This window comes from Cupriavidus sp. USMAHM13 (assembly GCF_001854285.1).
Taxonomy (GTDB): domain Bacteria; phylum Pseudomonadota; class Gammaproteobacteria; order Burkholderiales; family Burkholderiaceae; genus Cupriavidus; species Cupriavidus malaysiensis.
Map to the genome: position 1 here is coordinate 3,696,046 of NZ_CP017751.1, position 26,373 is coordinate 3,722,418.

The following is a 26,373-nucleotide window of genomic DNA, read 5'->3' on the forward strand; positions in this document are numbered from 1 at the left end:
TGGCCGGCACGGAACGTTGGCCGCCATCCCGCGTCTGAACACGCGTGACTTCGAACGGGAGAACAAGATGAAGAAAATGATCGCCGCCACCCTGCTGGGTTCCACGGCCATGGTCGCCGCCGCCCAGGGCGGACCGGTCCATGCGGAGGGCCTGCCGGCCCCTGCGGGCGTGCTGTCGCTGTCCGCCGATGCCGCCACCGATGTGCCGACCGACACCGTGCGCATGACGCTCGCAGCCGAACAGGAAGGCAGCGAGCCGGCCGCAATCTCGTCCGCGCTGTCGGCGCGCGCGCAGGAGGTGATCGCGCAGGCCAAGCGCACCGCGGGCGTGCAGGCGGAATCGGGCGGATTCACCATCCACCCGACCACCGACCGCAACGGCCGCATCAATGCCTGGCGCGGACGTGCCGAGGTCGTGCTGCAATCGCGGGATTTCGCCGCCGTGTCCAAGCTGGCCGGCCAGCTGGCCAGCCAGATGCAGGTGCAGAGCATCGCCTTCTCGCTGTCGCGCGAAGCACGCCAGGCCGCCGAGACCAAGCTGGTTGAACAGGCCGTGTCCAGCTTCCGCGACAAGGCGCAGGCCACTGCCAGGCTGTTCGGCTACGGCAGCTACACCATCCGCGAGGTCTCGCTCAACGAAGGCGGCGCGGTCATGCCAATGCCGCGCATGTACGCAGCCAAGGCCATGGTCTCGGATGCGGCGCCGGTACCGGTCGAGGGCGGCAAGGCCCAGGTCACGGTGACGGTCAGCGGCACCGTGCAGATGCTCAAGTAAGGCGCCCCCCGGCCCCGCCGCCACCATGGCGGGGCCGGGAGGCCGTCTGGCGCGGCCTTACAGCGCGGCGAACTGCTGCCGCAGCACGTTCTTCTGCACCTTGCCCATGGTATTGCGCGGCAGCTCCTCGACCACGTGCACGCGCTTGGGCACCTTGAAGTTCGCGATACGCGCCTTGAGCGTGCCGATCATGGCCGCCTCGTCGATCTGCGCACCGGGCCTGCCCACCACCACCGCCACCACCGCTTCGCCGAAGTCCGCGTGCGGCACGCCGATCACGGCGCTCTCCACCACGCCGGGCATCTCGTCGATGAAGCTCTCGATTTCCTTCGGGTAGACGTTGTAGCCCCCCGAGATGATCAGGTCCTTGCTGCGCCCGACGATGGTCAGGTAGTTGTCCGGCACCACGCGCTCGCCGGCCTGGCTGACGATGGCGCCGCCGAAGCGCCCGACGTCGCCGGTCTTGAACCAGCCGTCCGCGGTGAATTCCTCACGGGTCTTCTCCGGCATGCGCCAGTAACCGTGGAACACATTGGGACCCCGCACTTCCACATTGCCGATCTCGCCGGCGGCGCAGGGCCTGCCTTCGCCGTCGACCACGCGCACCGACACGCCGGGCAGCGGCATGCCGACGGTGCCGCCGATGCGCTCGCCGAGGGCGGGGTCATAGGGATTGGAGACCAGCATCACGGTCTCGCTCATGCCGTAGCGCTCGAGGATGGTGTGGCCGGTGCGCTCGCGGAAACTGTCGAAGGTCTCCAGCAGCAGCGGCGCCGAGCCCGACACGAACAGGCGCATGCGGCGGCAGGTATCGTCATCGAAGCGCGGCTCCTGCAGCAGGCGCACGTAGTAGGTCGGCACGCCCATCATCACGGTCGAGCGCGGCAGGTGCCTGAGCGCCTGGGCCATGTCCAGCTTCGGCAGCCAGATCATCTTGGCGCCTGCCAGCAAGGCACCGTGCGAAGCGACGAAGAGGCCGTGCACGTGGAAGATCGGCAGCATGTGCAGCAGCACGTCGTCGGCGCGCCAGCCCCAGTACTCGTGCAGCGTCTGCGCGTTCGATGACAGGTTGCCGTGGCTCAGCATGGCGCCCTTGCTGCGTCCGGTCGTGCCCGAGGTGTAGAGGATGGCCGCCAGGTCGTCCGGCGCGCGCTGCACGGTCTCGAAGGTGTCGGGTTGGGCGGCGGCGCGATCCAGCAGCGAACCCGAGCGGTGCTCGTCGAGCGTGAAGACCTTGGCGCTGCCATGGCGGAAGGCCAGCTTGGAGACCCAGTGGAAATTCGCGCTGCTGCACACCACCACGGCAGGCTCGGCATTGCCGAGGAAATAGTCGATCTCCGCCTCCTGGTACGCCGTATTCAACGGCAGGTAGACGTAGCCGGCGCGCAGCGTGGCGAGGTAGAGGAAGAGGGCCTCGGGCGACTTCTCCACTTGCACGGCGACGCGCGAGCCCTCCGGCAACTGCAGCGAGGCCAGCAGGTTGGCCAGCTTGGCGGTGGCCCGGTCGAGGTCATCCCAACTGTAGTAGAGGCCGTCGTGGGTCTCGATGCAGCAGGCGCTGCGGTCCGCCGGGAAGCGGGATTCGAACAGGGCGAACAGGTTGGCGTTCATGGTGCGATCGGATGCAAAAGGACGTGCGAAAGGAGGTGCGGAAGAAGAACGGGAAGCGGAAAAGGACAATAGCAGATGACTCCCCTGCGCGGCGCGCGGCGCTGTCAGTCGCCGGTGAAGCGCGGCGGCCGGCGCGCCAGGAAGGCGGCCACGCCCTCGGCATGGTCGTGCCCCGGCACATAGGCGAAATGCGCCGCCAGCTCGGCTTCGGAGAGCGGCTCCGGCTGTGGCGCCAGGCGCCGGATGGTAGCCTTGTTGATGCGGGCCGCTGCCGGCGCGCCGGCAGCGATGCGGGCCACCGTGGCCTCGACCTCGGCGGCCAGTGCGTCCGCTGCCACCACGCGCGTCAGCAGCCCCTTGGCCTGGGCCTCGGCCGCGCCGAACACCCGTCCCTCGAGCAGGATCTCCAGAGTGACCGCACGCCCCGCCAGGGCCAGCAATCCCTGCAGCTCGCCCGGCGCCATGGGGAAGCCGAGCCGGTTGATGGGCACGCCGAAGCGCGCGTCGGCAGCGGCCACGCGCAGGTCGCAATGGCAGGCGATCTCGAGGCCGCCGCCGACGCAGACGCCTTCGATCATCGCCACGGTGGGCAACGGACAATGCGCCACGGCAGCCAGGGCCGGGGCGATGATGTCCATATGGTAGCGGCGCACGGCGGCGGTGTCGGCGCGTTCCACCGGGAACTCGGCGATGTCGGCACCAGCGGCGAAATGGCCGCCGTCGCCACGCACCACCACGCAGCGCAGCGCGCGCTCCCCGGCCAGCGTGGCAAAGGCCGCGGCCAGCTCGCGCCACATCGCGGCCGAGATCGCGTTGAGCCTGTCAGGATGAGACAGCGTGACGGTCGCGACCTGCCCGGCGCGCGCCAGGGTGACATGGCCGCTCATCGGCGCTCTCCCGCCTGCGTTACGGGACGGCATGCGATGCACGGCAAGAGCGGTTTCTGCATGGTAGCCACCGGCATCAGTCGATGGTGGCGCCGGACTGCTGTACCACCTGGGCCCAGCGCCGCACCTCGGCATGCAGGAACTTGCCGAACTGCTCCGGCGTGTAGGCCGGCGTCTCGGAGCCGTTGTTGAGCCAGATCTGCTTCAGTTCAGGGGTATTCAAGGCCTTCTCCACTTCGGCATGGAGCCGCTCGACGACTTCGCGCGGCGTTCCCTTCGGCGCCCACAGCGCGTACCAGGTCGAGACATCATAGTTCGCCACGCCCGCCTCGGCCGCGGTGGGCACGTTGGGGAAGGCTGCCGAGCGCTTGCTCGCGGCCACCGCCAGCGCCTTGATGCGGCCGGAGCGGATGTGCTGCGCGGAGGAGCCGAGCCCGTCGAACATCATGTCGACCTGGCCCGCCATCAGGTCGGACAGCGCGGGGCCGGCTCCCTTGTAGGGCACGTGCGCGATATCGGTCTTGGTCTGCAGCTTGAACAGCTCGCCCGCCAGGTGGTGGGCGGAACCGTTGCCCGCCGAACCGTAGTTCAGCTTGCCGGGATTCTTGCGCGCGAAATCGACCAGCTCGGCCAGCGTGCCGGCACGCACCTTGGCGGGATTCACCACGATCACCTGCGGCGGCTGCGCGATCAGCGTGACCGGCACGAAGTCGCGCTCGATGTCGTAGTCGAGCTTCTTGTAGAAGGACGGCGCGATCGCATGGTGGGCACCGCCGATGAACAAGGTGTAGCCGTCCGGCGCGGCCTTGGCCGCCAGGCTGGCGCCGACGGTACCGCCCGCGCCGCCGCGGTTGTCGATCACGAACTGCTTGCCGAGCTGCTTGGACAACTGTGCGGTCAGCGGCCGCGCGAAGGCATCGGTGCCGCCTCCGGCGGGGAATGGCACGATCACCGTGACCGGCCTGGCCGGCCACGCTTCGGCCTGTGCCGCCGGCGCGGCCAGGCCCAGGCAGGCGGCCCCCGCGGCGGCGAGCGCGGCCACGCGCGCGCCCAGTCTCGACTGGCGTTGCATCATCTTGTCTCCTCGCATCGTTATGGTCGTTCTTGTCGTTGCACTGCGGACTACCGATTACCGACTGCCAACTGCCAACTGCCAACCGCGAACCGCCAAAACCAAAACCAGCTGCAGACACCGGTGGGCACGCCCGAGACGGGCCGCGACCCGTCTCAGGCCCCTTGCCGGCCTACAACAGCTTGGCCACCGCGCGGCTCATGCGCGGGTTGCCCTCGCCCAGGCGCGCCAGATTGTCGTCGAGCGCGTCGGGCACGTAGAGATAATTGACCATCATGCCGCAGGACTGGGCCCGCCCTTTCTTGGAGAGATCGGCGGCCCAGTTGAGGCGCTCCACGCAAGCGCCGTTGCCCAGGTGAAAGCGTGCCACCGGATCGGCCGGCGCCTCGCGGCTGCGCTCGCGCACGAGGAAATGTGCGGCCAGTGCCATGCCCGCCTCCCGTGCCGGCGCTTCGTCTCCGGCGGCGGCGCACTCAGTCAGCGCGGCCACCCAGCCTGCGCCGTCGGCGGGCGTGCCGCCATGGCGCTCGCGCCAGCGCGCCAGGCGCTTCTCGCCCAGCACGGTGGCCACGGCGGCGCTGTCCTGCTTGCGCAGCCAGTCGGCAAAGCCCGGGATCGGCGACAGCGTGGCGAACTGCTTGAGCTTGGGAAACTCGCGCTGCAACTCCTCGATCACGCGCTTGAGCAGGAAGTTGCCGAAGCTGACGCCGCGCAGACCCGCCTGCGTGTTCGAGATCGAGTAGAAGATGGCCCACTTGACGCGGCGCAGGTCCTCCAGGGGCGCCGCCTCGTCGAGCAGCGCCTGCACATTGGCCGACATCTCGGGCGCGAAGGCCACTTCGACGAAGATCAACGGCTCACGCGGGATACGCGGGTGGAAGAAGGCGTAGCAGCGGCGATCGGAATCGAGACGGTTGCGCAGGTCGGCCCACGAGGCGATCTCGTGTACGGCCTCATAACGGATCAGCTTTTCCAACAGCGACGCGGGAGAGTCCCAGGTGATGGGCTGCAGCTCGAGCAGGCCGACGTCGAACCAGTTGGAGAACATCGCCTCCAGGTCCTCGTCGAGCGCGCGCAGGCCGGGCATGCGCTTATGCCAGCGCAGCATGTCGGCGCGCAGTGCGATGAGGAAATGCAGCCCGCACGCCGAGCCGTCCGGCCCCGGCTGGCCATGCAGCGCGGCCATGCGCTTGAAGAAGCGGATGCGCGCGTTCGACAGGGCCTGCGACAGCGCCGTGCCCCCCTTGCCACCTTCGGGCTCTGCGGTGCTGCCGCTGGCCGCCACCTCCGCCAGCACCGCGAGCATGGCCTGGCGCAACGCTTCCGAGGCCGCCTCGTACTCGGCACGCCAGGATTGTGCCGCCGCGTTGGCGGCACTGTCGGTGAGGCGGGCGTCGAAGCACAGGCGCAACTGCTCGCGCTGACGGCGCTGCGCGCGCGTGGACAGCAGCTCCGGCTGAGCCTCGGCCGGCGCCGTGCGCGCCGGCGCGTCCTTGCGCTGCCACCAGCGCCCGAAGCGCGAAAGCAGGGAGGCGGACGGGGCGCCTCCTTCACTGAGCGGCGCGCTGACCGTGGTGCCGCCGATATCCTTGTCGCCAGTATCGAGAGAGCTCATGGAATGCCTGTCGTCGGTGCGTTGCAGGAAATGAAGGAAGGGGAGGAATGGAAACCTCGCGGCAGGGCAGCTAGGCCTGCGCCGCCCGGGCCGGCGGCACGTGCGGCGCCTCCGCGTCGAGGGTCTTGAGCGCGGCGCGCTGGCGCAGCAGGTGGGTCTTCATCAGCGCCTCGGCGCCTTCGGGATCGTGTGCCTTGAGCGCTGAAAAGACCGACAGGTGCTCCGCGCAGGATTCCTGGATGCGGCCCGGCAATTTCAGGCTCTTGTGACGGGACAGGCGCAGCACCTTGCGCAGGTCGCTGATCAGTCCGCTCAGCCAGCGGTTGCCGGCGAGGCGCTGGATGGCCTCGTGGATCTGGTAGTTGGTTTCATAGTAGGCATCGATGCGCCCGGCACGCGCGTGATCTGCGAGTTCAGCGTGCAGGCCCTCGAGCGCGTCGAGATCGGCGGCGCTGGCCTTGCGCGCCGCCTCATAGGCGCAGCGCCCTTCGAGCAGCGCCATCAGCGGGAAGATCTCGTCCAGATCCTGCTCGGACAGTTCGTTGACCACGCAGCCGCGGCGCGGCTCCAGGCGCACCAGACCCTCGGCCGCCAGCACCTTGAGCGCTTCCCGCAGCGGCGTGCGCGAGATGCCCAGTTCGCCCGCCAGCGCCACTTCGTCGATCCAGGCGCCCGAGGGCAAGGCGTGTTCGCCGATCATGGCGCGCAGCCGCTCGGCGACTTCGAGATACAGGGCTTGCTGCACGATGCGCACGGATTTTCCCCCGGTGTCGCGCCAGGCTGCGCGGGCCGGCATGCCCGCGTGCGGCTCTGCCCGCCGCACCGCATCGATGCGGTGCCTCAGGCGCAATAATTCATAATTATGAATAACGCCAGACATCCGGCAAGCGATTTCGATGATGCAGCGCACCAGGATCCGGACAGCTCCGCGCCGCGGGCGCAAGCTGGATGGCGGATTCGAGCCAAGATGGAAGAAGGCGGGAAGAGACGGTAAAAGAAAGTGATGCGAAACAGAATGGCCAGACAGGCACAGCGAACAGACGGCGGGACGGATACCGCCTCCCGGCGGCATCCGCCCGCGCCCACAAGTGCTCACCCGTTCATCGCTGCCCGGCTCGGCGGCCGGACCTGGCGTGGGCCGTGCAATGCGATGCCGGCCCGGCACCTACCCCCGTCATACCGCAATGCGCTCCGTTGCCGGGGCGCGTCCCCGTTCCAATGATGATGAGTGTGGACGCGGTCTGCTCCCTGCGCGTCTCGTTTGGTTTGTTGTAGCGGTAACTTAGCGATTCGCGTGCCAGGGTGCATAAGCGCCTGATTTCCTTGGGGGAAGGCCGCGCCAAGTTGTTACAAACAGATAAATATGTAACAACATGTATCTATGCTGCAACGCCCGCGAACGCGGCAAGTGAGAAGTTTCCAACAGCGGAAACGACTGTTTTCCGTCCCGCACCGTCCACCGGGTGCGACAATGTGCGCGCACCGGCGCTCCTGCAGCGATCCAATCGGTTGCATCCATGCAACCCTTGCCGCCCGGCTGCGCCCGTTTACCGAAACCGCCAGTCAGGCAGAGGAACGCACCATGTCATCCAGCCCCGACACGATCGCCGCGGACCACGAGACGCCCGCAACATCGCATGCCCTGCCCCTGCGCTTTACCGGGTCCGGCTCCGAGTACTTCCGCATCTGGATCGTCAATGCGCTGCTCAGCGTGGTCACGCTGGGCATCTACTCGGCCTGGGCCAAGGTCCGCACGCTGCAGTACTTCTATCGGAACACCGAGCTCGACGGCGCCACCTTCGACTATCACGGCCGCCCGCTGGCGATCCTGAAAGGCCGCGCCATCGTCCTCGTGCTGATGCTGGCCTTCAATATGGCCGGCCAGTTCTCCGTGTGGCTGCCGCTGCTGCTGGGCCTGGCCCTGGTCCTGGTATTCCCGCCGCTGCTGGTGCGCTCGCTGCGCTTCCGCCTGGCCAATTCGAGCTACCGCGGCCTGCGCTTCGCCTTCACCGGCGGCGATGCCGGCGGCTACCGGGTCTTCCTGCTGTGGCCGCTCGCCACGGCGGCCACGCTCGGCATGCTGGCGCCGCTGGCCCACCAGCGCTTCAAGCAGTACCAGCACGAGCATACCCGCTACGGCACCGTACCCTTTGCCTTCTCGGCCCATGCGGGCGCGTTCTACGGCGTGTACCTGCGCACTTTTGCCATGATGCTGGGCCTGGTCGTGATCGCCGCGCTATGCGGCATCGCCATCGGCGTCGGCCTCGGTTCGCTGCTGGGTCATGGGCCCCAGCGTGCCATGCTCGCTACGGCGCTGTCAGTGGGCGCCTTCTACGTTGCCTCGCTGGCGATAGGTCCTTTCTTCCTGGCACGGCTGCAGAACCTGGTGTGGAACCACACCACGCTCGGCCCGCACCGCTTCCGCAGCGAAGTCGGTGCGTTCCGCTATTTCTGCCTCGTGCTGAGCAACCTGGTCGGCATCGTGCTGACGCTCGGGCTGTTCGCGCCCTTCGCCCGCGTGCGCGCGCTGCGCTACCGCCTGGCCTGCGTCACCCTGCTGGCAGCCGGGCCGCTTGACAGCTTCGTCGCCGGCGAGGCCGAGCAGGTCGGCGCGCTGGGCGATGCGGCGGTGGACTGGTACGACATCGACATCGCCCTCTGAGCCCGCCGCCGCCGCCATGGTCGCCGCCACCTATTTCGATGGGCGCTCCTCCCGCGCGCAGCCTGCCAGCCTGACGGTGGACGGGAAGCAGGCCGTGCTGCGCGACAGCGAGGGCACGGAACTGCGCCGCGAGCCGCTGTCCGCCCTGCGCGTGTCGGAGCGAGTGCGGCGCGCCCCGCGCCTGGTCACCTTCGCCGACGGCGCGCACTGCGAGATCGCCGACCACGCCGCCTTCGACGCGCTTCTGGCCGCCACCGGCCACCGCGAGGGCTGGGTGGTGCGGGCGCAGAACAGCTGGCGCCTGGCCACGGCAGCGCTGCTGGGCCTGCTTGCCGTGCTGGTGCTGTCCTATACCCTGCTGCTGCCCTGGGCCGCGGCCCGGCTGGCAAGGTCGGTCCCGGTTGCGCTCGAGGACAGCATCGGCCAGGCCGCGCTGCGCAGCCTCGATGAAGGATGGGTTGCACCGTCGAAACTGCCGGCGGCCGAACAACAGCGCATCCGCGACGACTTTGCCGCCCTGCGCCTGCCGGCCGACCCCGGCCACCGCTATCGCATCCTGTTCCGCCAGGGCGGGCGGCTGGGGGCCAACGCCCTGGCATTGCCGGGCGGCACCATCGTGGTCACCGACGAACTGGTGCGCCTGGCCGGCACCGGGCCGGGCCTGATGGGCGTGCTGGCGCACGAGGCCGGACATGTGGCACGCCGGCACGGCCTGCAGCAACTGATCCAGGCTTCGGCGGTGGGCGCGGTGGCGGCCTATTTCCTCGGTGATTTCTCTTCGGTGCTGGCCAGCGCGCCGGCGGCGTTGCTGACACTGCGCTACTCGCGCACGCATGAGCGCGAGGCCGACGCCTACGCGGTCGAGGTCATGCGCGCGAACCAGCTGCGGGTGGCTGCGCTCGCCGACGTGCTGCAGGCCCTGGAAGATGCGCACGGCGCCCGTTCCGCCACATCTTCCGCCTCCGCTGCGACCGGCACCGCCGACGAAGGCGGCAGCGATTTCTTCTCCTCGCACCCGCTTACGCGCGAGCGTATCGCCGCGCTGCGCGAGGCGCGTTAGCGTCCTGCTTCTTGAATTCGCTGGACAACTGAGTCTATCGAGACGTCACGCGCGGCCGGGAACGAAGCGCCGCAAGGCTGGGGCCTTGCGGGCGCTCATGACAACGCATGGCGCGGGCCTGCCCGCGAACTCAGGACGAACTTAATACGAACTAGGGCGGACTTCGGGTGGGCCGGCTCCGCGCACGATTGAGGCAGGGCAACGCGGGCTTGCCGAGGAGGCACGAAGGACGCGGCCCGAGCCCCCGCCTTCAGCCGCGCGACACCCCGGCCGCCTCCGCGCGCGCCTGGCGGCGATAGGCCCAGACCATCATCAGGAGGCCGGCGACGATCATCGGCAGGCTCAGCCACTGCCCCATGGACAGGTGCAGCGCCAGCAGGCCGAGGAAGCTGTCGGGCTCGCGTGCGAATTCAGCCAGGAAGCGGAAACTGCCATAGCCGACCAGGAACAGGCCGGACACCGCGCCCATCGGCCGCGGCTTGCGCGCGAACAGCCACAGGATGATGAACAACGCCACGCCTTCGCCGGCGAACTGGTAGAGCTGCGAAGGATGGCGCGGGATGCTGTCGCCGGCCTGCGGGAAGACCATGCCCCAGGGCAGCGTGGTCGGCCGGCCCCACAATTCACCGTTGATGAAGTTGCCGATGCGGCCGGCCGCCAGGCCGCAGGGGATCATCGGCGCGATGAAGTCGGTCACCTCCATCCAGTGGCGGTGCCTCAGCTTCGCAAACAGCCACATCGCGATGATCACGCCGAGGAAGCCGCCGTGGAAGGCCATGCCCCCTTCCCACACGCGCACGATCTCCAGCGGATGGCTCAGGTAGTACTCGGGCTTGTAGAACAGCACATAGCCCAGCCGCCCGCCCAGGATCACGCCGAGCACGCCGAAGAACAGCATGTCGTCGAGATCCTTGGCGTTCCAGCCCTGCGCCGCCATCTGCGGCTGCTGGATGCGCCGCCGCCCGAACACCAGGAACAGGATGAAGCCGACCAGGTACATCAGGCCGTACCAGCGGATGGCCAGCGGGCCCAGGTGGATGGCGACCGGGTCGAATTGCGGATGAATCAGCATGGTGGGTTCAGGATTGTCGCGGGAAGTTGGCGGGGTCGGTGGAATGGGTCTGCGGCCGCGCGGGCGCCGTCGTTGCGCTGCTTATGCCATCCCCGTGCGACACGCCGATGGCAGGCGAGGTCGCGATCTCGATGAAAGCACGCAGCACCGGACCGATGCCGGCGCCACTCGCGCGCCACGCCAGGCCGGTCTCGATCGGCGGCAGGTCGCCGTGCAGCGGCAGGTAGGACACACCGGTACGGCGAAGGTTGCACAAGGAGGCCGGTACCAGCGCCACGCCCATGCCGGCCGACACGAGGCTGACGATGGTCTGCATCTGGATGGCTTCCTGCGCGATCGCTGGATGGATGCCTTCGCGCGCATAGCAGCCCGTAATGATGTCATAAAACGCCGGCGCGCTGCGGCGCGGAAAGATGATCAGTGGCTCGTCCGCCACCTCGCGCAAGGACACGGGCGCCTCGCCCCCGAGGCTGTCGCGCCGGCCGCGCCAGCCTTCGGGCACCGCCAGCACCAGGGGCTCGCGCATCAGCGGCACATAGGACAGGCCGGCCGGCAGGGCCGCCATCTGGGGGCGGATCACCAGGCCGGCATCGATGCTGCCCTCGGCCAGCGCTTCGAACTGGACGTCGCTGGTGGCCTCGCGCAGTTGCAGCTGCACCTCGGGATGGCGGGCACGGAAGCGGCGCAGCAGGTCCGGCAGGATGCCGTAGTCGGCCGTGCTGACGAAGGCCAGCGCCAGCGAGCCGAGCTCGCCGCGCGCGAGCCGCTGCGCCAGGCCGGGCAGTGCCGCGGCATCGGCCAGCACGCGCCGCACCTCCGGCAGCCATTGCTGGCCGACCGGCGTCAGCGCCACCGAACGCCGCGTGCGCTGGAACAGCGGCACTCCGATCTCCTCCTCGAGTGCCTGGATCTGCTGCGACAGCGGCGGCTGGGTCATCGCCAGGCGACGGGCGGCACGGCCGAAGTGCAGCTCCTCCGCCACCGTCACGAAATAGCGCAACTGGCGCAGGTCCACCTCGCGTGCTCCTTCCGATCCTCGATCATTGATATGGATTTCGACTCAATAGGGATCGAATAATATATTTGACAGGCAAAAATGCAAGTCGCATGCTGTCTGCCACACAACATCCCCGTGCGCCCCGCGCAGAGCCTTACGTCCCCGGAGATCCCCGCCATGGCAGACAACAAACGCTCGCAGCACATCACGCAAGGCGTGGCGCGCTCGCCCAACCGCTCGATGTACTACGCGCTGGGTTACAGGAAGGAAGACTTCGACAAGCCGATGGTGGGCATCGCCAACGGCCATTCCACCATCACGCCGTGCAATGCCGGCCTGCAGCGCCTGGCCGACGCCGCCATCGGCGCGCTCAAGGAGGCCGGCGCCAACCCGCAGGTGTTCGGCACGCCGACCATCTCGGACGGCATGTCGATGGGCACCGAGGGCATGAAGTACTCGCTGATCTCGCGCGAGGTCATCGCCGACTGCATCGAAACGGCCGCCCAGGGCCAGTGGATGGACGGCGTGGTGGTGATCGGCGGCTGCGACAAGAACATGCCGGGCGGCATGATGGCGCTGGCGCGCACCAACGTGCCGGGCATCTATGTCTATGGCGGCACGATCAGGCCAGGCCACTGGAAAGGCAAGGACCTGACCATCGTCTCGTCCTTCGAGGCGGTGGGCGAGTTCACCGCGGGGCGCATGAGCGAGGAGGACTTCGAAGGCATCGAGCGCAATGCCTGTCCGAGCACCGGCTCCTGCGGCGGCATGTACACAGCCAACACCATGAGCTCCTCCTTCGAAGCGCTCGGCATGTCGCTGCTGTATTCCTCCACCATGGCCAATCCCGACCAGGAGAAGGTCGACAGCGCTGCGGCATCGGCGCGCGTGCTGGTAGAGGCCATCCGCCGCGACATCAAGCCGCGCGACATCATCACGCGCCGCTCGATCGAGAACGCCGTCTCGCTGATCATGGCCACCGGCGGCTCGACCAATGCGGTCCTGCATTACCTGGCCATCGCCCATTCGGCCGAGGTGGAATGGAGCATCGACGACTTCGAGCGCATCCGCCGCCGCGTGCCCGTGATCTGCAACCTGAAGCCCTCCGGCCAGTACGTGGCGACCGACCTGCACCGTGCCGGCGGTATTCCGCAGGTGATGAAGATCCTGCTCAAGGCGGGCCTGCTGCACGGTGATTGCCTGACCATCACCGGGCGCACGCTGGCGGAGGAACTGGAACACGTGCCGGACACCCCGCGCGCGGACCAGGACGTGATCCTGCCGATCGAGAAGGCGCTGTACCGGGAAGGCCACCTTGCCATCCTCAAGGGCAACCTCGCCGAAGAGGGGGCGGTGGCCAAGATCACCGGCCTGAAGAATCCGGTCATCACCGGCCCGGCGCGCGTCTTCGAGGACGAGCAGAGCGCGATGGACGCCATCCTGGGCGACCGCATCCAGGCCGGCGACGTGCTGGTGCTGCGCTATCTCGGCCCCAAGGGCGGCCCCGGCATGCCGGAGATGCTGGCACCGACCTCGGCCATCATCGGCAAAGGCCTGGGCGAGTCGGTCGGCTTCATCACCGACGGTCGCTTCTCGGGCGGAACCTGGGGCATGGTGGTCGGCCACGTCGCGCCGGAGGCCTACGTGGGCGGCACCATCGCGCTGGTGCGCGAGGGCGATTCCATTACCATCGATGCGCACAAGCTGGTGCTGCAGCTGAACGTCAGCGACGAGGAACTGGCGCGCCGCCGCGCCGCCTGGCAGCCGCCCACGCCCCGCTATACGCGTGGCGTGCTGGCCAAGTTCGCCCGCCTGGCCTCCACCGCCAGCAAGGGGGCGGTAACGGACTGAACCGGGGTGCCGCAACGAAGAAAAAGCCCGCATGCGGGCTTTTTCTTTCTTCGTCTGCTGCCTGCCACCGCCTGCTGCCGGCTCGATCGACTCAGGCTCAATGGACTCCGGTTCAATAGGTTCAGTAGGCTCAGTAGCCGCCCGGATCGCCTTCGATCTCCTCCAGCGTGGCATCCAGCCACTCCACCAGCCTGGCCTCGAGCGAACGGGTCAGCTCGGCGGCGAGCTGGGCGGTCAGGGGAGCCAGGCGCGCGTGCAGCGTGGCTTCGGTGTGCGCCTCCACCACCTGTGGCCACTCGGCACGGAAGCGCATCATCACGCGCGTCAGCAGTTCGCTGCGCATGGCGCGCAGCTCTTCGTCCCCCGCCGGCCCGGCCGCTACCTGCTGTTGCGCGGCGTACGCGCCGGCAATCGCCTCCACCGGCGCATGCACCGGCTGCGAAAGCGGCGGGACCGCCTCGCCATCGTCCTCGGCCCCCGTATCGCCGACCTGCGTGACCAGTCCGGACGGCGCCATGCCCGAGGTGTCGACCACGCCGGCCGACGGCGCCGCCTGCCGCGACGAGCGCAGCGGGATGTCGGGCGGCAGCTCGATCACCTCGGTCAGCAGCGGAATGCTGTCGTGGGCGCTGGCGGGAGGGATCACCCGCGAGGTGGTGCGTTCGCTCATGCGGACTCCTGCCCCTTGGGCTGGCCGACATCGTGGTGGGTGAGCGCATAGCCGCGCTCACGGTAGAAGCGGTAGCGCTCGCGCCCGGCGGCGCGGTCGGCGGAATCGGTCCCGACCACCTCGATCAGGCGCTCGAAGCTGGCGAACTGCTCCGGCGCCTGCGCCGTCAGGTTGATCAGCACCTGGTGGTGCGGCACGCGCTCCAGGCCGGCGGCCAGCACGATCGGCGTGACTGCCGCGCGCGGGTGCTCGGCGCCACAGTGCGGCAGGAAGTCGAGCTGGGAGAAGGTCCACAGGCGCGCGTCCAGTTCGGCCAGCTGTGTCGGCACGCCATGCACCACCAGTTTGAGCCCCGCGCCGTAGGCCTTGCGCACCAGCCGGCAGACGTAGCCCAGCTTGTCGGGCACGTTGCTATGGAAGTCGATGCGCGTCATCGGCCCCTGCCTCAGCCGGCCCGATCCATCAGGAACTGCGCCAGCAGCGGCACCGGTCGCCCGGTCGCGCCCTTGGCCGCGCCGCTCTTCCAGGCGGTGCCGGCGATGTCCAGGTGCGCCCAGTCATACTTCTCGGTGAAGCGCGACAGGTAGCAGGCGGCGGTGACGCTGCCGGCCGGGCGGCCGCCGATATTGGCCATGTCGGCGAAGTTGGACTTGAGCTGGTCCTGGTACTCGTCGTCGAGCGGCAGGCGCCACGCGCTGTCCAGCGCCTTGCGCCCGGCCGCCAGCAGTTGGTCGGCCAGCGCGTCGCTGCGCGAGAACAGGCCCGAATTGACGTGGCCGAGGGCGATGATGCAGGCGCCGGTCAAGGTCGCCACGTCGACCACCGCGGCCGGCTTGAAGCGCTCGACATAGGTCAGCGCGTCGCACAGGATCAGGCGGCCCTCGGCGTCGGTGTTGAGGATCTCGACGGTCTGCCCCGACATCGTGGTGACCACGTCGCCCGGCTTGGTGGCGATGCCGCTGGGCATGTTCTCGCAGGTCGGCACCACCGCGATCACATTGAGCTTCAGGCCCATCTCGGCGACCGCCTGCAGCGTGCCCAGCACCGAAGCGGCGCCGCACATGTCGTACTTCATCTCGTCCATGCCCTCGCCCGGCTTCAGCGAGATGCCGCCGGTATCGAAGGTGATGCCCTTGCCGACCAGAACCACCGGCGCCTGGCGCGCGCCGGCGCCTTCGTAGCGCAACACGATGAACTGGGGCGGCTCGACCGAACCCTTGGTCACAGCCAGGAAGGCGCCCATGTTCAGCGCCTCGATCTGCTTGCGGCCCAGTACCTCGACCTTCAGCTTGAAACGCTTGGCGATGCCACGCGCGGTATTGGCGAGATAGGTCGGGGTGCAGACATTGGAAGGCAGATTGCCGAGGTCGCGCGCCAGCTCGACGCCGTTGGCGATGGCGGCGCCGCGCAGCACGGCGGCGGCGGCCGCCTTGGCGTCGCCGGCATCGACGGCGATGACCACCTTGCGCAGCGCGGACTTGCCGTTACCGTTGCCGCCGGCGCCCTTGACCGCGGCCGGCTTGAGCTCGGGGTGGCGGTCCAGCAGGCGGTAGGTCGCCTCGCGCAGCAGCGTGACGGTGGTGACCAGGCCCCAGGCCAGGTCGCGGCCCGGCGGCAGGTGCTGGGTGTGCAGGCACCACAGCGCCGAGGCCGAGCGCGTGTCGGAGACGGCACGCACGGCGGCGCGCACCGCGTCGACGTAGGCCTTGTCGCTGAAGGCGGATTCCTTGCCCAGGCCGACCAGCAGCACGCGCGCCGCGCCCACGCCGGCCACCTCGTGCAGCATCAGGTGGGTACCGCGCTTGCCTTCGAAATCGCCCTGCTTGAGCAGGCGCGCCACCAAGCCCTTGGTCGCCACGTCCAGCGCCTTGGCCGCGCCGTCCAGGCTCTGGCCCTCGAACAGGCCGACCACCAGGCAGTCGGTCTTGGTCGCCAGGAAACCATTTTGGCCGGCTTTGCTCCAATCCAGGGCTTTTGTGCTAAATTCCATCGCGCTTCCTTCCAGGGGCTGGTCCAAGATAGAAAGCCCCTATTATCCGCGATTTTTGACCGCGACCTGCCGCCGCCCCGCGCTGCGGACCGCCGGCGCGCCGCGCTCGCCGGCGCCAGGTGGCATCGCCCGCGCCGGCCGGCAGCCCGGAACCGACACCGCATGATCTTTCAACAAGCCTTGCGACGCGAGCTCGCCTACACCGCCGGCGCGGTGTTCCTGGTCATGCTGACCTTCATGCTGACCTCGCTCGTGATCCGCATCCTCGGCATGGCCGCGAACGGGCAGGCCAGCCCCAACGACGTGCTGATGCTGATCGGGCTGGCCACCGTGGGCTACCTGTCCATCCTGTTGTCCGCCACGCTGTTCATCTCCATCCTGATCGTGCTGACACGCTGGTACAAGGATTCGGAGATGGTGGTGTGGTTCTCGGCCGGCATCTCGCTGCGCGACCTCGTCAAGCCGGTGCTGCAGTTCGCCGCCCCCTTCATCGTGATGGCGCTGCTGCTGGGCCTGTTCGCGTGGCCCTGGGCCAACCAGCAGAGCGCGCTGTTCCGCGACCGCTTCGAGCAGCGCGGCGTGCTGTCGATGATTGCCGCGGGCCGCTTCATCGAACCCACCAACGCCAATTACGTGCTGTTCATCGAAGGCATCGACGGCGACATGAAGAACGCGCGCAACGTGTTTGTCGCCAGCGCCGAGTCCGACAAGATCGGCGTGGCCCTGGCCCACCAGGGCCGCTTCGAGTCCATGCCCAACGGCGACCGCCTGGTGGTGATGGAGAACGGGCGCCGCTATACCGGCACGCCCGGCCAGCTCGACTACCGCATCGTCGAGTTCGACCGCTATGCGGTCAAGGTGGACAACAAGCCGCCCGAGGCCGACGCCAACCTGCCGACCAAGAGCCGCGACACCATGGACCTGGTGCACAACCCGACCCGCGAGAACCTCGGCGAGCTGCTGTGGCGCCTGTCGCTGCCGATCCTGGCCTTCAACTTCGCCATGATCGCCATTCCGCTCGCCTACGTGAATCCGCGCCTGGGCCGCTACACCCCCCTCGTCTTCGCCGTGCTGATCTACCTGACCTATAGCAACCTGATCAACCTGGCACAGTCCTGGGTGCGCTCCGGCAGCCTGTCCTTCGGCATGGCCCTGTGGCCTTTCCACCTGGCCGCCTTCCTGGGCGCGCTGCTGCTGTTCCGCTATCGCCAGAACCGCAGCCTGGGTGGCTGGCGCGCGGTGTTCGGCCTGGGCCGTGCCCGCAAGGGAGGCCAGGCATGACGGTGCTGCGCGTCTATGAACGCTATCTCGGCCGGCTGATCTACGGCGTCTTCGTCTTCATCCTGTTCGCGGTGCTGGCGCTGTTCATCTTCTTCGACATGCTCAGCGAACTGGAGAGCGTGAGCGGCAAGTACACCACGCTGGTCGCCTTCATCCACGTGATGCTGGAGGCACCGACGCGCATCTACGAGGTGCTGCCGATCGCCGTACTGATCAGCGCCATCTACGTGCTGTCCCAGCTCGCCAGCCAGTCCGAGTTCACCATCCTGCGCGTGGCCGGCCTGAACACCCGCCAGGCCTTGTTCTCGCTGTTCAAGCTGGCCGTGCCCCTGGTGCTCGTCACCTTCGTCTTCGGCGAGTTCATCGGCCCGCGCGCCGAGGAATTCGCGCAGAAGGTCAAGCTCGAGGCGATCGGCGCCACCGTCTCCTCCGGCTTCCGCTCCGGTGTCTGGGTCAAGGACCGCGACAAAGAACCGGAGGGCGAGGTGACCCGCTTTGTCAACGTGGCGGGGCTGCGCCCGGACCAGAGCATCACCGGCGTCACCATCTACGAGTTCGACCCCAGCTATCGCCTCAGCGTGATCCGCGTGGCCAAGGAAGGGCGCTACCAGGGATCCCAGTCCTGGCAGCTCAGCGACGTCAGCGAGACACGCTTCATCGAGCTGCCGCGCGCCGCCGGCAACGGGGCCGATGCCCTGGTGCCGCATTTCCGCGCGCAGAAGGTCTCCTTCCCCACGCAGACGATGCGCTCCGAACTGACGCCGCAGATCCTCGCGGTGCTGCTGGTCAGCCCGGAACGCATGTCCACGCTGGACCTGTTCCGCTACATCCGCCACCTGCGCGACAACAAGCAGGACACGCAGCGCTACGAGATCGCCTTCTGGAAGAAGGTGGTGTATCCGCTCACGCTGTTCGTCATGGTGGCGCTGGCCCTGCCCTTCGCCTACCTGCACGCGCGCGCCGGCGCGGTCGGCATCAAGGTGTTCGGCGGCATCATGCTCGGCCTGTCCTTCCACCTGGCCAACACACTGTTCTCGCACGTCGGCCTGCTGCACACCTGGCCGCCGATCGTCTCGGCCCTGGTGCCCGGCACGCTCTACCTGCTGATCGCCCTCGGCGCGCTGCGCTGGGTGGACCGCCACTGACGGGACGGCAAGGCATGGTCTCAGCCGCCCAGGAACAGCCCCGCCAGGCCCTCGTGCTGTTCGCCCACGGTGCGCGCGACGCCCGCTGGCGCGAGCCCTTCGACCGCCTGCAAGCCAAGCTGGCAGCGGCGCTGCCCCAGGGCACGGTGCGCCTGGCCTTTCTCGAACTGATGCAGCCGTCGCTGCCCGACACGCTGGACGCGCTGGCGGCGGAGGGCATCACCGGCGTGACCGTGGTGCCGGTCTTCTTCGGCCAGGGCGGCCATCTGCGGCGGGATCTGCCGCTGCTGATCGAGCAATGCCGCCAGCGGCACCCTGGACTCCGTATCGGCTGCGCGGATGCCGTCGGCGAATCCGACCGCGTGCTGGACGCGATCGCCGCTTATTGCCTGGCCAGCCTGGCCAGCCTGCCGGCCGCCCCCGGCACCTGAGGCGCCGGGCGCCCCGTGACTTCCGCCCGCCCACCCCTCACCCTCACCCGCGTGTAGCGCCGCAATGAAAAACGCCGGGCGATGCCCGGTGTTGCCTCGATGCAAGGATGAAAACGGCCGCGGGCCGCTCAGGCGGCCCTCGCCTGCTCGCCCGCCGGCGCCTGCGGCGCGGCTTGCGTGGCGCGCGCGGCCAGTGCCTCACCGATCATCAGCAGGCTGGGCTGCGCCGCATCGATCCAGGACGCGGCCTCGCCCGCTGCCATCTGGGCCAGCGTGAAGGCCCGGCTGCGTTGCCGCGGCGTGCTGACGGACTCGACCACCCAGGCCGGCGTGGCGGCAGGCTTGCCATGCGCGATCAGCTGCGCGGCGATCGTGGCGGCCTGGTCGCGGCCCATGTAGTAGACCAGGGTATCGGCCTTGACATCGGCTTCGATGCGGGCCGCCAGTCCGGGATCCAGGTCTTCGGCCGCCTTGGCCTGCGTGGCGAAGGCCACGCTGCGCGCGACCCCGCGCTTGGTCAGCGGCTTGCCGATGGCCGAGGCGGCCGCCAGCGCGGCGGTGATGCCCGGCACGATCTCGAAGTCGATGCCGGCCGCCTCCAGCGCCTGCAGTTCCTCGTCGGCACGGCCGAACAGCATCGGGTCGCCGCCCTTGAGGCGCACCACGCGCTGGTACTTGCCGGCCAGGTCGACGATCTGGCGATTGATGAAGAGCTGGGCGGTGGAGCGCTGGCCGCAGCGCTTGCCCACCTCGACCAGGCGGGCCTGCGGACACCAGGCCAGCATCTCGGGTGCGACCAGCGCATCGTGCAGCACGACTTCGGCTTCACCCAGAAGCCGTGCACCGCGCACCGTGATGAGGTCCGCGGCGCCGGGACCCGCGCCGATCAGGTAGACCTTGCCCATGCCATGCTCCTTACTTGCCATTCGGCGAATGCCGGTTCCAGACAACCTCAAGCATAAGCACGGATCATGCCCGCCGCCACCGTATGGTTGCTGGCCTCATCGATCAGCACGAAGGCGCCGGTCGCCGGATTATCGCCATAGGTGTCGCACACCACCGGTTTCTGCAGCGAGATCTGCACCGAGCCGATATCGTTCAGGCGGATCTCGTGGCGGCCGGTTTCGTGCGACAGAGTGTGCACGTCGAGCACGCGCTCGACCGCGGCCACGCGCGCGAACACGCTGGCAGTGGTGTGCTTCAGCACATACTTGCGCGCCGGATTCAGCGCTTCGTCGTCGAACCAGCACAGGTCGGCCTGCAGCTTGCGGGCCGGCTGGGCGGTCGCTTCGGCGGCCACGAACATGTCGCCACGCGACACGTCCACGTCCTCGGCGAGGCGCACCGTGATGGTCTCGCCCGCACCGGCGAACTCGGCCGCGCCGTTGGGGGTCAGCACCTCGGCCACCACCGCTTCGCGGTTGGCCGGCAGCACGCGCAGCTTCTGGCCGACGCGCACGGTGCCGGCTTCCACGCGGCCGGCATAGCCGCGGAAGTCGTCCGACTGCGAACCGTCCTGGCGGATCACCAGCTGCACCGGGAAGCGCAGCGCCGCTTCGCCCTCGGGCGCCGCTTCTTCCACCGGCAACGCTTCCAGCAGCGGCAGCAGCGCTTCGCCCTGGTACCAGGGCATGGTCTCGCTGGCATGGACGATGTTGTCGCCACGCAGCGCCGACACCGGCACATAGCGCACGTCCTTCAGGCCGAGCTGGGCTGCCAGCTCGGTGTAGGCGGCACGGATCTCGTTGAAGCGCTGTTCGCTGTAGTCGACCAGGTCCATCTTGTTGACGGCGACGATCACGTGCTGCAGCTCCAGCAGCTTGAGGATGGCCGAGTGGCGCTTGGTCTGCGCCAGCAGTTCGGCGCGGCCGTTCTCGATCGTCACGCGGGTGGCATCCACCAGCACGATGGCAGCGTGCGCGGTCGATGCGCCGGTCACCATATTGCGGGTGTACTGTTCGTGGCCGGGCGTGTCGGCGATGATGAACTTGCGGCGCGCCGTGGAGAAGTAGCGGTAGGCCACGTCGATGGTGATGCCCTGCTCGCGCTCGGCCTCGAGGCCGTCGGTCAGCAGCGAGAAGTCGATCTCCTCGCCGGCGGTGCGCTTGTGCTTGGCGTTGGCCAGCGCGGTCAGCTGGTCCGACAGCACGGCCTTGCTGTCGAACAGCAGGCGGCCGATCAGCGTGCTCTTGCCGTCATCGACCGAGCCGGCGGTGATGAAGCGCAGCAGGCCTTGGTGGGTGGCTTGGTGGGTGGTCATGGTGCAAATCCTGTCTGGTGGGTCGCGCGGGCAAGCGGAACGGGCGGCTTAGAAATAGCCTTCCTTCTTGCGGCGCTCCATCGACGCCTCGCTGGTCTGGTCGTCCATGCGGGTGGCGCCGCGCTCGGTGATCTCGGTCACCGCAGTCTCGGCGATGATCTCGTCGGGCGTGGCCGCGGTGCTGGCCACCGGGCAGGTGCAGCTGATGTCGCCGACCGTGCGGAAGCGCACCGACAGCACCTCGCTGACGTCGCCGTCCTGCTTGGGGGTGATCGGCGTGACCGGCACCAGCAGGCCGTTCTTGCGCACCACTTCGCGCTGGTGCGCGTAATAGATCGGGGGCAGTGCCAGGTTCTCGCGGGCGATGTACTGCCACACGTCCAGCTCGGTCCAGTTCGAGATGGGGAACACGCGCATCTGCTCGCCCTGGGCCATGCGGCCGTTGTACAGGCTCCACAGCTCGGGGCGCTGGGCCTTCGGGTCCCATTGGCCGAACTCGTCGCGGAAGGAGAAGATGCGTTCCTTGGCGCGCGCCTTCTCTTCGTCGCGGCGGGCACCGCCCATCAGCGCGTCGAACTGGTGCTCGGCGATGGTTTCCAGCAGCGTGACGGCCTGCGCGGCGTTGCGCGAATCGGTTTCCTTGCGCAGGCGCACGGTACCGCGCCGGATCGAGTCCTCGACATGGCCGACCACCAGGCGCGCGCCGAGCTCGGCCACGCGCTGGTCACGGAAGTCGATCACTTCCGGATAGTTGTGGCCGGTGTCGATGTGCACCAGCGGGAACGGCAGTTCGATCTTGCGCTCGCCCAGGCGGAAGGCCTTCAGCGCGAGGTGCAGCATCACGATCGAATCCTTGCCGCCGGAGAACAGCAGTGCCGGGTTGCGGCACTCGGCCACCACCTCGCGGATGATGTAGATCGACTCGGCTTCCAGCTTGTCCAGGTGGTCGTTCTGCACTTGCAGCAGATGCGCGACGTCGGCGCCTGCGATTTCGTTCATGATGCCCATGTCGTGTGGCCTCGATGTCAATGCTTCAATGCTTGATGTTCTGTTCGTGGAGCCCGCACTCTTTCGAGTCCTTGCTCTCCCACCACCAGCGCCCGGCGCGCACATCCTCGCCGGCACGCACGGCGCGCGTACAGGGTTCGCAACCGATGCTGGGATAGCCCTTGGCATGCAGCGCGTTGACCGGTACCCGGTGGCGCTTCAGGTAGGCCCAGACCTCGGCCTCGCTCCAGTCCGCCAGCGGATTGAACTTGGGGATGCCGCGCCCTTCGTCGACTTCCTCGAAGGGCAGGTCGGCGCGCGTCACCGCCTGCTCGCGGCGCTGGCCGGTCAGCCAGGCGTCGGCGTGCGAAAGTGCGCGGTTGAGCGGCTCCACCTTGCGGATGCCGCAGCACAGCTTGCGCGCGTCCAGGCTGTCGTAGAAGCCGTTCAGGCCATGCTTGCGCACGTAGTTCTCGACCGCCTCGGGATCGGGCGTGAACTGCTCGATCTTGTAGCCGTAGTGCTTGTCGACCGCCTCCAGCACCGCCATCGTCTCGGCGTGCAGGCGGCCGGTCTGCAGCGTGAAGACCCGGATGCCGGCCCGCACGGCGGGGGAACCGCGCAGGATGGCATCGGTCACGACCATGTCCTCGGCCGCCAGGCTGGAGGCGAAGCGCGCGCGGAAGAAGCGCGCCGCGATGCCGGCCAGCCGTTCCGACAGCTCGGCCTCCTTGGCTTGCAGGGCCTCCAGGCTGCCGCTGTATTCCGGCGGCGCCCACAGTGCGGGCGGGCGCAGCGAGGACAGTTCGCCCTCGGCCAGCACCGGGATCTCGTTCAGCAGCGCGCTCATACCGCTTCCTTGTGCACGATGCCGGCCTCGGCACGCGCGCGGCGGAACAGCGGCAGCGGCTCGTCGACCGAGGCCTGGTAGGCCACGGTGAACTCGGTGAAGCCCTTGAGCGCGTCGTCGACGCTCTTGTCGGCGCGCACCGCATAGGTATCGAAGCCGCAGCGCTTCATGAAGTTGAGCTGGTCGCGCAGCACGTCGCCGATGGCGCGCAGCTGGCCCTTCCACTGGTAGCGGGTGCGCAGCAGGTAGGCCGTGGAGAAGCCGCGGCCATCGCGGAACACCGGGAAGTCCACCGCCACCACGGCCACGTGGGCGAGCGCGGCCTGCGCGTCGGCGGGCTCGTCTTCGGGCGCCAGCCAGATACCGGTGACGTCGGCTGCACGGCCGGCCAGCAGGCCGTCCTTGTGCGCCAGCCAGGCCGACAGCGGGAACAGCACCGGTGCCTGGCCCTGGGCGGCCTCGGCGACCTGCGCCTCGCTCACCGGCTGGCCCTCGGCACCGCGCAGCACGGTCCAGGCGTCGTCGACGATGACCGGAACGCCGGCCTGCAGTTGGATGATCTTTGCCATGTTTTTTCCTCCCAGGCCTCAGGCTTCGGCGCGCTCGCGCTGCTTGTCGGCGTAGACGCGTTCCTTGAACGGCGCGATGCCGATGCGGGCGAAGGTCTCGATGAAGCGTTCGTCATCGTGGCGGTTGGCCACGAAGGTGTCGATGACGCGGCTGACCACGTCGGGCATTTCCTCGGCCTTGAACGAGGGGCCGATCACTTTGCCCAGCGCGGTGTCGTTGCCCTGCGCGCCGCCCAGCGTGACCTGGTACCACTCCTCGCCGTCCTTGTCGACGCCGAGCACGCCGATATTGCCGACGTGGTGGTGGCCGCAGGCGTTGATGCAGCCCGAGATGTTCAGCGAGATCTCGCCCAGGTCGTGCACGTAGTCGAGATCCTCGAAGCGCTGCTGGATGGCCTGCGCGATCGGGATCGACTTGGCGTTGGCCAGCGAGCAGAAGTCGCCGCCGGGGCAGGCGATGATGTCGGTCAGCAGGCCGATGTTGGCGGTGGCCAGGCCGGCGGTGCGGGCTTCCTGCCACAGCGCGTAGAGGTCGCGCTTCTTCACGTCGGGCAGCACCAGGTTCTGCTCGTGCGCCACGCGCAGCTCGCCGAAGCCGTAGCGGTCGGCGAAGCCGGCCACGGCCTCCATCTGCTCGGCGGTGGCGTCGCCCGGGGGCGACACGATGCCGGGCTTGGTCGACAGCGTCACGGCGGCATAGCCCGGCACCTTGTGCGCGTGCACGCTGCGGCTGACCCAGCGCGCGAAGGCCTTGTCCTCGAGCAGGTGCTTTTCGTAGCCGGCGTCGGTGTCGGCCAGCTTCTCGTAGACGGGCGGGGCGAAGTACTGCGCGACGCGATCGAACTCGGCCTGCGTCAGCGTGGCGGGGCCGTCCTTGCTGAACTGCCACTCCTCTTCGACTTCCTGCGCGAACGTCTCCACGCCGATGGCCTTGACCAGGATCTTGATGCGCGCCTTGTACTTGTTGTCGCGGCGGCCGTAGCGGTTGTAGACGCGGATGGCCGATTCGACATAGGTCAGCAGGTGCTGCCAGGGCAGGTCTTCCTTGATCACCGAGCCCAGGATCGGCGTGCGGCCCAGGCCGCCGCCGGCCAGGATGCGCAGGCGCGTCTCGCCGGCTTCGTTCTGGTAGGCATAGATGCCGATATCGTGCATCTGCACCACGGCGCGGTCGTCGGCCGAGGCGGAGATGGCGATCTTGAACTTGCGCGGCAGGAAGGCGAACTCGGGCTGGAAGGTGCTCCACTGGCGCAGCAGTTCGGCCAGCACGCGCGGATCGACGGCCTCGTCCGGCGCCACGCCGGCGAAGTGGTCGGTGGTGATGTTGCGCACGCAGTTGCCCGAGGTCTGGATGCCGTGCATCTCCACGCTGGCCAGTTCGGCCAGCGCGTCGGGCACGCGTTCCAGCTCCATCCAGTTGAACTGGATGTTCTGGCGGGTCGAGAAGTGGCCATAGCCGCGGTCGAACTCGCGCGCGATATGGGCCAGCTTGCGCAGCTGCCGGCTGGCCAGCAGGCCGTAGGGAATGGCTACGCGCAGCATGTAGGCGTGACGCTGCATGTACAGGCCGTTCTGCAGCCGCAGCGGCAGGAATTCCTCTTCGCTCAGCTCGCCGCTGAGGCGGCGGCGCACCTGGTCGCGGAACTGGGCCACGCGCTCGTTGACGATGCGCTGGTCGTATTGGTCGTACTGATACATGGTGTGGGTCCGTTCAGTATGCGTTGAATGCGTCAGGAAACGAGCTTGATGGCCACCAGCGTCAGCGTGGTGGCCAGCGCGGCGCGCGTCAGGCGTTCGGGCAGCGCCCGCGACAGTTGCGCGCCCGCCCAGATGCCGGGGATCGAGCCCACCAGCAGCGAGACAAGCAGAGTCCAGTCCACGGTGCCGAGCCAGACATGGCCCAGACCGGCCAGCGCCGTCAGCGGGACGGCGTAGGCGATGTCGGTGCCGGCCACCTCGGCCGGCTTCAGGCGGGGGTAGAGCAGCAGGATCAGGGTGGCGCCGACCGCGCCCGCGCCGATCGACGAGACCGTCACCAGCACGCCCAGCAAGGCGCCGACCACCACGGTGGCGACGGCCTGCGTACGCCCCTCCAGCTGGAAACGCGGATGGCGTTCCAGCCAGGCCAGCATCTGCTTGCGCAGCAGCAGCGAAGCGACCGTCAGCAGCACGGAGACGCCGATGGTCACGCGGATGGCATGCAGCCATCCGGCATCCAGCTCGCCGGCACTCTTGAGCACCAGGATGGTGGCGGCCGCCGCCGGCAGGCTGCCCAGGCACAGGCGGCGCACCACCTGCCAGTGCACATGGCCGTGGGCGCGGTGCGCCAGCGTGCCGAAACTCTTGGTGATGGCGGCGAAGGCCAGGTCCGTGCCGACCGCGGTGGCCGGCGAGAAGCCGAACAGCAGGGTCAGCAGCGGCGTCATCAGCGACCCCCCTCCCACGCCGGTCAGGCCGACGAGGACGCCTACGAGCAGACCGGATACGGTATAGGCAAGGGACATGGGGAGCGCACCGCCTCGAGGCCTTGCCCGTCCGCTGGGCACCACGCGCGCGGGAGGGTCTGGCCGTTCATTAACAAAGTCCGC

General features: G+C 68.6%; 24 protein-coding genes. 7 read left to right on the forward strand and 17 right to left on the reverse strand.

From position 1 onward, the window contains the following. The first annotated feature begins 67 nt into the window (after positions 1-67). Entirely contained in the window at positions 68-775 is a 708-nt protein-coding gene (locus tag BKK81_RS16310; protein ID WP_071016553.1) for an SIMPL domain-containing protein, read from the forward strand. Positions 776-832: 57 nt separating this feature from the next. Here BKK81_RS16310 and BKK81_RS16315 read toward each other — a convergent pair whose 3' ends face one another. From BKK81_RS16315 to BKK81_RS16335, 5 genes are all read right to left on the reverse strand, one after another. Beyond that, positions 833-2,386 carry a malonate--CoA ligase gene (locus BKK81_RS16315; RefSeq protein WP_071015039.1) on the reverse strand — a complete coding sequence of 518 codons (1,554 nt, stop codon included), beginning with the start codon at positions 2,384-2,386 and terminating at the stop codon, positions 833-835. Positions 2,387-2,490: 104 nt separating this feature from the next. After that, positions 2,491-3,273, reverse strand: a complete 783-nt coding sequence (locus BKK81_RS16320; protein ID WP_071015041.1) for an enoyl-CoA hydratase/isomerase family protein — start codon at positions 3,271-3,273, stop codon at positions 2,491-2,493. A gap of 76 nt (positions 3,274-3,349) precedes the next feature. Next, on the reverse strand, positions 3,350-4,348 hold the full coding sequence (locus BKK81_RS16325) for a tripartite tricarboxylate transporter substrate binding protein (RefSeq protein ID WP_071015044.1): 999 nt from the start codon (positions 4,346-4,348) through the stop codon (positions 3,350-3,352). A gap of 169 nt (positions 4,349-4,517) precedes the next feature. Continuing rightward, positions 4,518-5,960: a malonyl-CoA decarboxylase domain-containing protein gene (locus BKK81_RS16330; RefSeq protein ID WP_071015047.1), complete on the reverse strand. Its 1,443-nt coding sequence runs from the start codon at positions 5,958-5,960 to the stop codon at positions 4,518-4,520. Positions 5,961-6,030: 70 nt separating this feature from the next. Continuing rightward, positions 6,031-6,714, reverse strand: a complete 684-nt coding sequence (locus BKK81_RS16335) for a GntR family transcriptional regulator (protein ID WP_071016555.1) — start codon at positions 6,712-6,714, stop codon at positions 6,031-6,033. Between the two features lie 828 nt (positions 6,715-7,542). Here BKK81_RS16335 and BKK81_RS16340 point away from each other — a divergent pair. Together BKK81_RS16340 and BKK81_RS16345 are read left to right on the forward strand one after the other, a co-directional pair. After that, entirely contained in the window at positions 7,543-8,622 is a 1,080-nt protein-coding gene (locus BKK81_RS16340) for a YjgN family protein (RefSeq protein WP_083384139.1), read from the forward strand. Positions 8,623-8,638: 16 nt separating this feature from the next. After that, positions 8,639-9,682 (forward strand): M48 family metallopeptidase, encoded by a 1,044-nt coding sequence (locus BKK81_RS16345; RefSeq protein ID WP_071015050.1) that lies wholly within the window; start codon positions 8,639-8,641, stop codon positions 9,680-9,682. Between the two features lie 250 nt (positions 9,683-9,932). On the opposite strand, the gene lgt is transcribed toward BKK81_RS16345, so the two are convergent. Together lgt and BKK81_RS16355 are read right to left on the reverse strand one after the other, a co-directional pair. Continuing rightward, on the reverse strand, positions 9,933-10,754 hold the full coding sequence (gene lgt, locus BKK81_RS16350) for a prolipoprotein diacylglyceryl transferase (protein WP_071015053.1): 822 nt from the start codon (positions 10,752-10,754) through the stop codon (positions 9,933-9,935). Between the two features lie 7 nt (positions 10,755-10,761). After that, positions 10,762-11,769: a LysR family transcriptional regulator gene (locus tag BKK81_RS16355; RefSeq protein WP_071015056.1), complete on the reverse strand. Its 1,008-nt coding sequence runs from the start codon at positions 11,767-11,769 to the stop codon at positions 10,762-10,764. Positions 11,770-11,928: 159 nt separating this feature from the next. Between BKK81_RS16355 and ilvD the strand changes: the two genes are divergently transcribed. Beyond that, positions 11,929-13,602: a dihydroxy-acid dehydratase gene (ilvD, locus tag BKK81_RS16360; protein ID WP_071015058.1), complete on the forward strand. Its 1,674-nt coding sequence runs from the start codon at positions 11,929-11,931 to the stop codon at positions 13,600-13,602. A gap of 130 nt (positions 13,603-13,732) precedes the next feature. On the opposite strand, the gene BKK81_RS16365 is transcribed toward ilvD, so the two are convergent. From BKK81_RS16365 to BKK81_RS16375, 3 genes are read right to left on the reverse strand one after another with little or no spacing between them, the layout of a single operon-like run. Continuing rightward, on the reverse strand, positions 13,733-14,272 hold the full coding sequence (locus BKK81_RS16365) for a hypothetical protein (protein WP_071015061.1): 540 nt from the start codon (positions 14,270-14,272) through the stop codon (positions 13,733-13,735). Next, positions 14,269-14,706: a DNA polymerase III subunit chi gene (locus tag BKK81_RS16370; protein WP_071015064.1), complete on the reverse strand. Its 438-nt coding sequence runs from the start codon at positions 14,704-14,706 to the stop codon at positions 14,269-14,271. Before BKK81_RS16370 ends, BKK81_RS16365 begins: the two co-directional genes overlap by 4 nt. 11 nt (positions 14,707-14,717) lie before the next feature. Then, a complete protein-coding gene (locus BKK81_RS16375) occupies positions 14,718-16,262 on the reverse strand; it encodes a leucyl aminopeptidase (RefSeq protein WP_071015065.1) in 1,545 nt (514 codons plus the stop codon). 162 nt (positions 16,263-16,424) lie between these two features. Here BKK81_RS16375 and lptF point away from each other — a divergent pair, with 162 nt between their 5' ends. From lptF to BKK81_RS16390, 3 genes are read left to right on the forward strand one after another with little or no spacing between them, the layout of a single operon-like run. After that, positions 16,425-17,543 carry an LPS export ABC transporter permease LptF gene (gene lptF, locus BKK81_RS16380; protein ID WP_071015068.1) on the forward strand — a complete coding sequence of 373 codons (1,119 nt, stop codon included), beginning with the start codon at positions 16,425-16,427 and terminating at the stop codon, positions 17,541-17,543. Then, on the forward strand, positions 17,540-18,688 hold the full coding sequence (lptG, locus tag BKK81_RS16385; RefSeq protein ID WP_071015071.1) for an LPS export ABC transporter permease LptG: 1,149 nt from the start codon (positions 17,540-17,542) through the stop codon (positions 18,686-18,688). Before lptF ends, lptG begins: the two co-directional genes overlap by 4 nt. Before the next feature lie 14 nt (positions 18,689-18,702). Further along, positions 18,703-19,119, forward strand: a complete 417-nt coding sequence (locus BKK81_RS16390; RefSeq protein ID WP_071015073.1) for a sirohydrochlorin chelatase — start codon at positions 18,703-18,705, stop codon at positions 19,117-19,119. 128 nt (positions 19,120-19,247) lie between these two features. On the opposite strand, the gene cobA is transcribed toward BKK81_RS16390, so the two are convergent. From cobA to BKK81_RS16425, 7 genes are read right to left on the reverse strand one after another with little or no spacing between them, the layout of a single operon-like run. Next, entirely contained in the window at positions 19,248-20,024 is a 777-nt protein-coding gene (cobA, locus tag BKK81_RS16395) for a uroporphyrinogen-III C-methyltransferase (protein ID WP_156811311.1), read from the reverse strand. A 47-nt stretch (positions 20,025-20,071) separates the two neighbouring features. Next, entirely contained in the window at positions 20,072-21,379 is a 1,308-nt protein-coding gene (locus tag BKK81_RS16400; protein WP_071015077.1) for a sulfate adenylyltransferase subunit 1, read from the reverse strand. Positions 21,380-21,427: 48 nt separating this feature from the next. Beyond that, positions 21,428-22,387, reverse strand: coding sequence for a sulfate adenylyltransferase subunit CysD (cysD, locus tag BKK81_RS16405; RefSeq protein WP_071015080.1), 960 nt, complete (start codon positions 22,385-22,387; stop codon positions 21,428-21,430). A 25-nt stretch (positions 22,388-22,412) separates the two neighbouring features. Next, positions 22,413-23,216, reverse strand: coding sequence for a phosphoadenylyl-sulfate reductase (locus tag BKK81_RS16410; protein WP_071015082.1), 804 nt, complete (start codon positions 23,214-23,216; stop codon positions 22,413-22,415). Beyond that, positions 23,213-23,785 (reverse strand): DUF934 domain-containing protein, encoded by a 573-nt coding sequence (locus BKK81_RS16415; protein WP_071015085.1) that lies wholly within the window; start codon positions 23,783-23,785, stop codon positions 23,213-23,215. Before BKK81_RS16415 ends, BKK81_RS16410 begins: the two co-directional genes overlap by 4 nt. Before the next feature lie 18 nt (positions 23,786-23,803). After that, positions 23,804-25,483, reverse strand: a complete 1,680-nt coding sequence (locus BKK81_RS16420) for a nitrite/sulfite reductase (RefSeq protein ID WP_071015088.1) — start codon at positions 25,481-25,483, stop codon at positions 23,804-23,806. Between the two features lie 32 nt (positions 25,484-25,515). Then, the gene (locus BKK81_RS16425; RefSeq protein ID WP_071015090.1) at positions 25,516-26,289 is read right to left on the reverse strand and encodes a sulfite exporter TauE/SafE family protein; all 774 of its coding nucleotides are present in this window, start codon (positions 26,287-26,289) and stop codon (positions 25,516-25,518) included. Positions 26,290-26,373 lie beyond the last annotated feature (84 nt).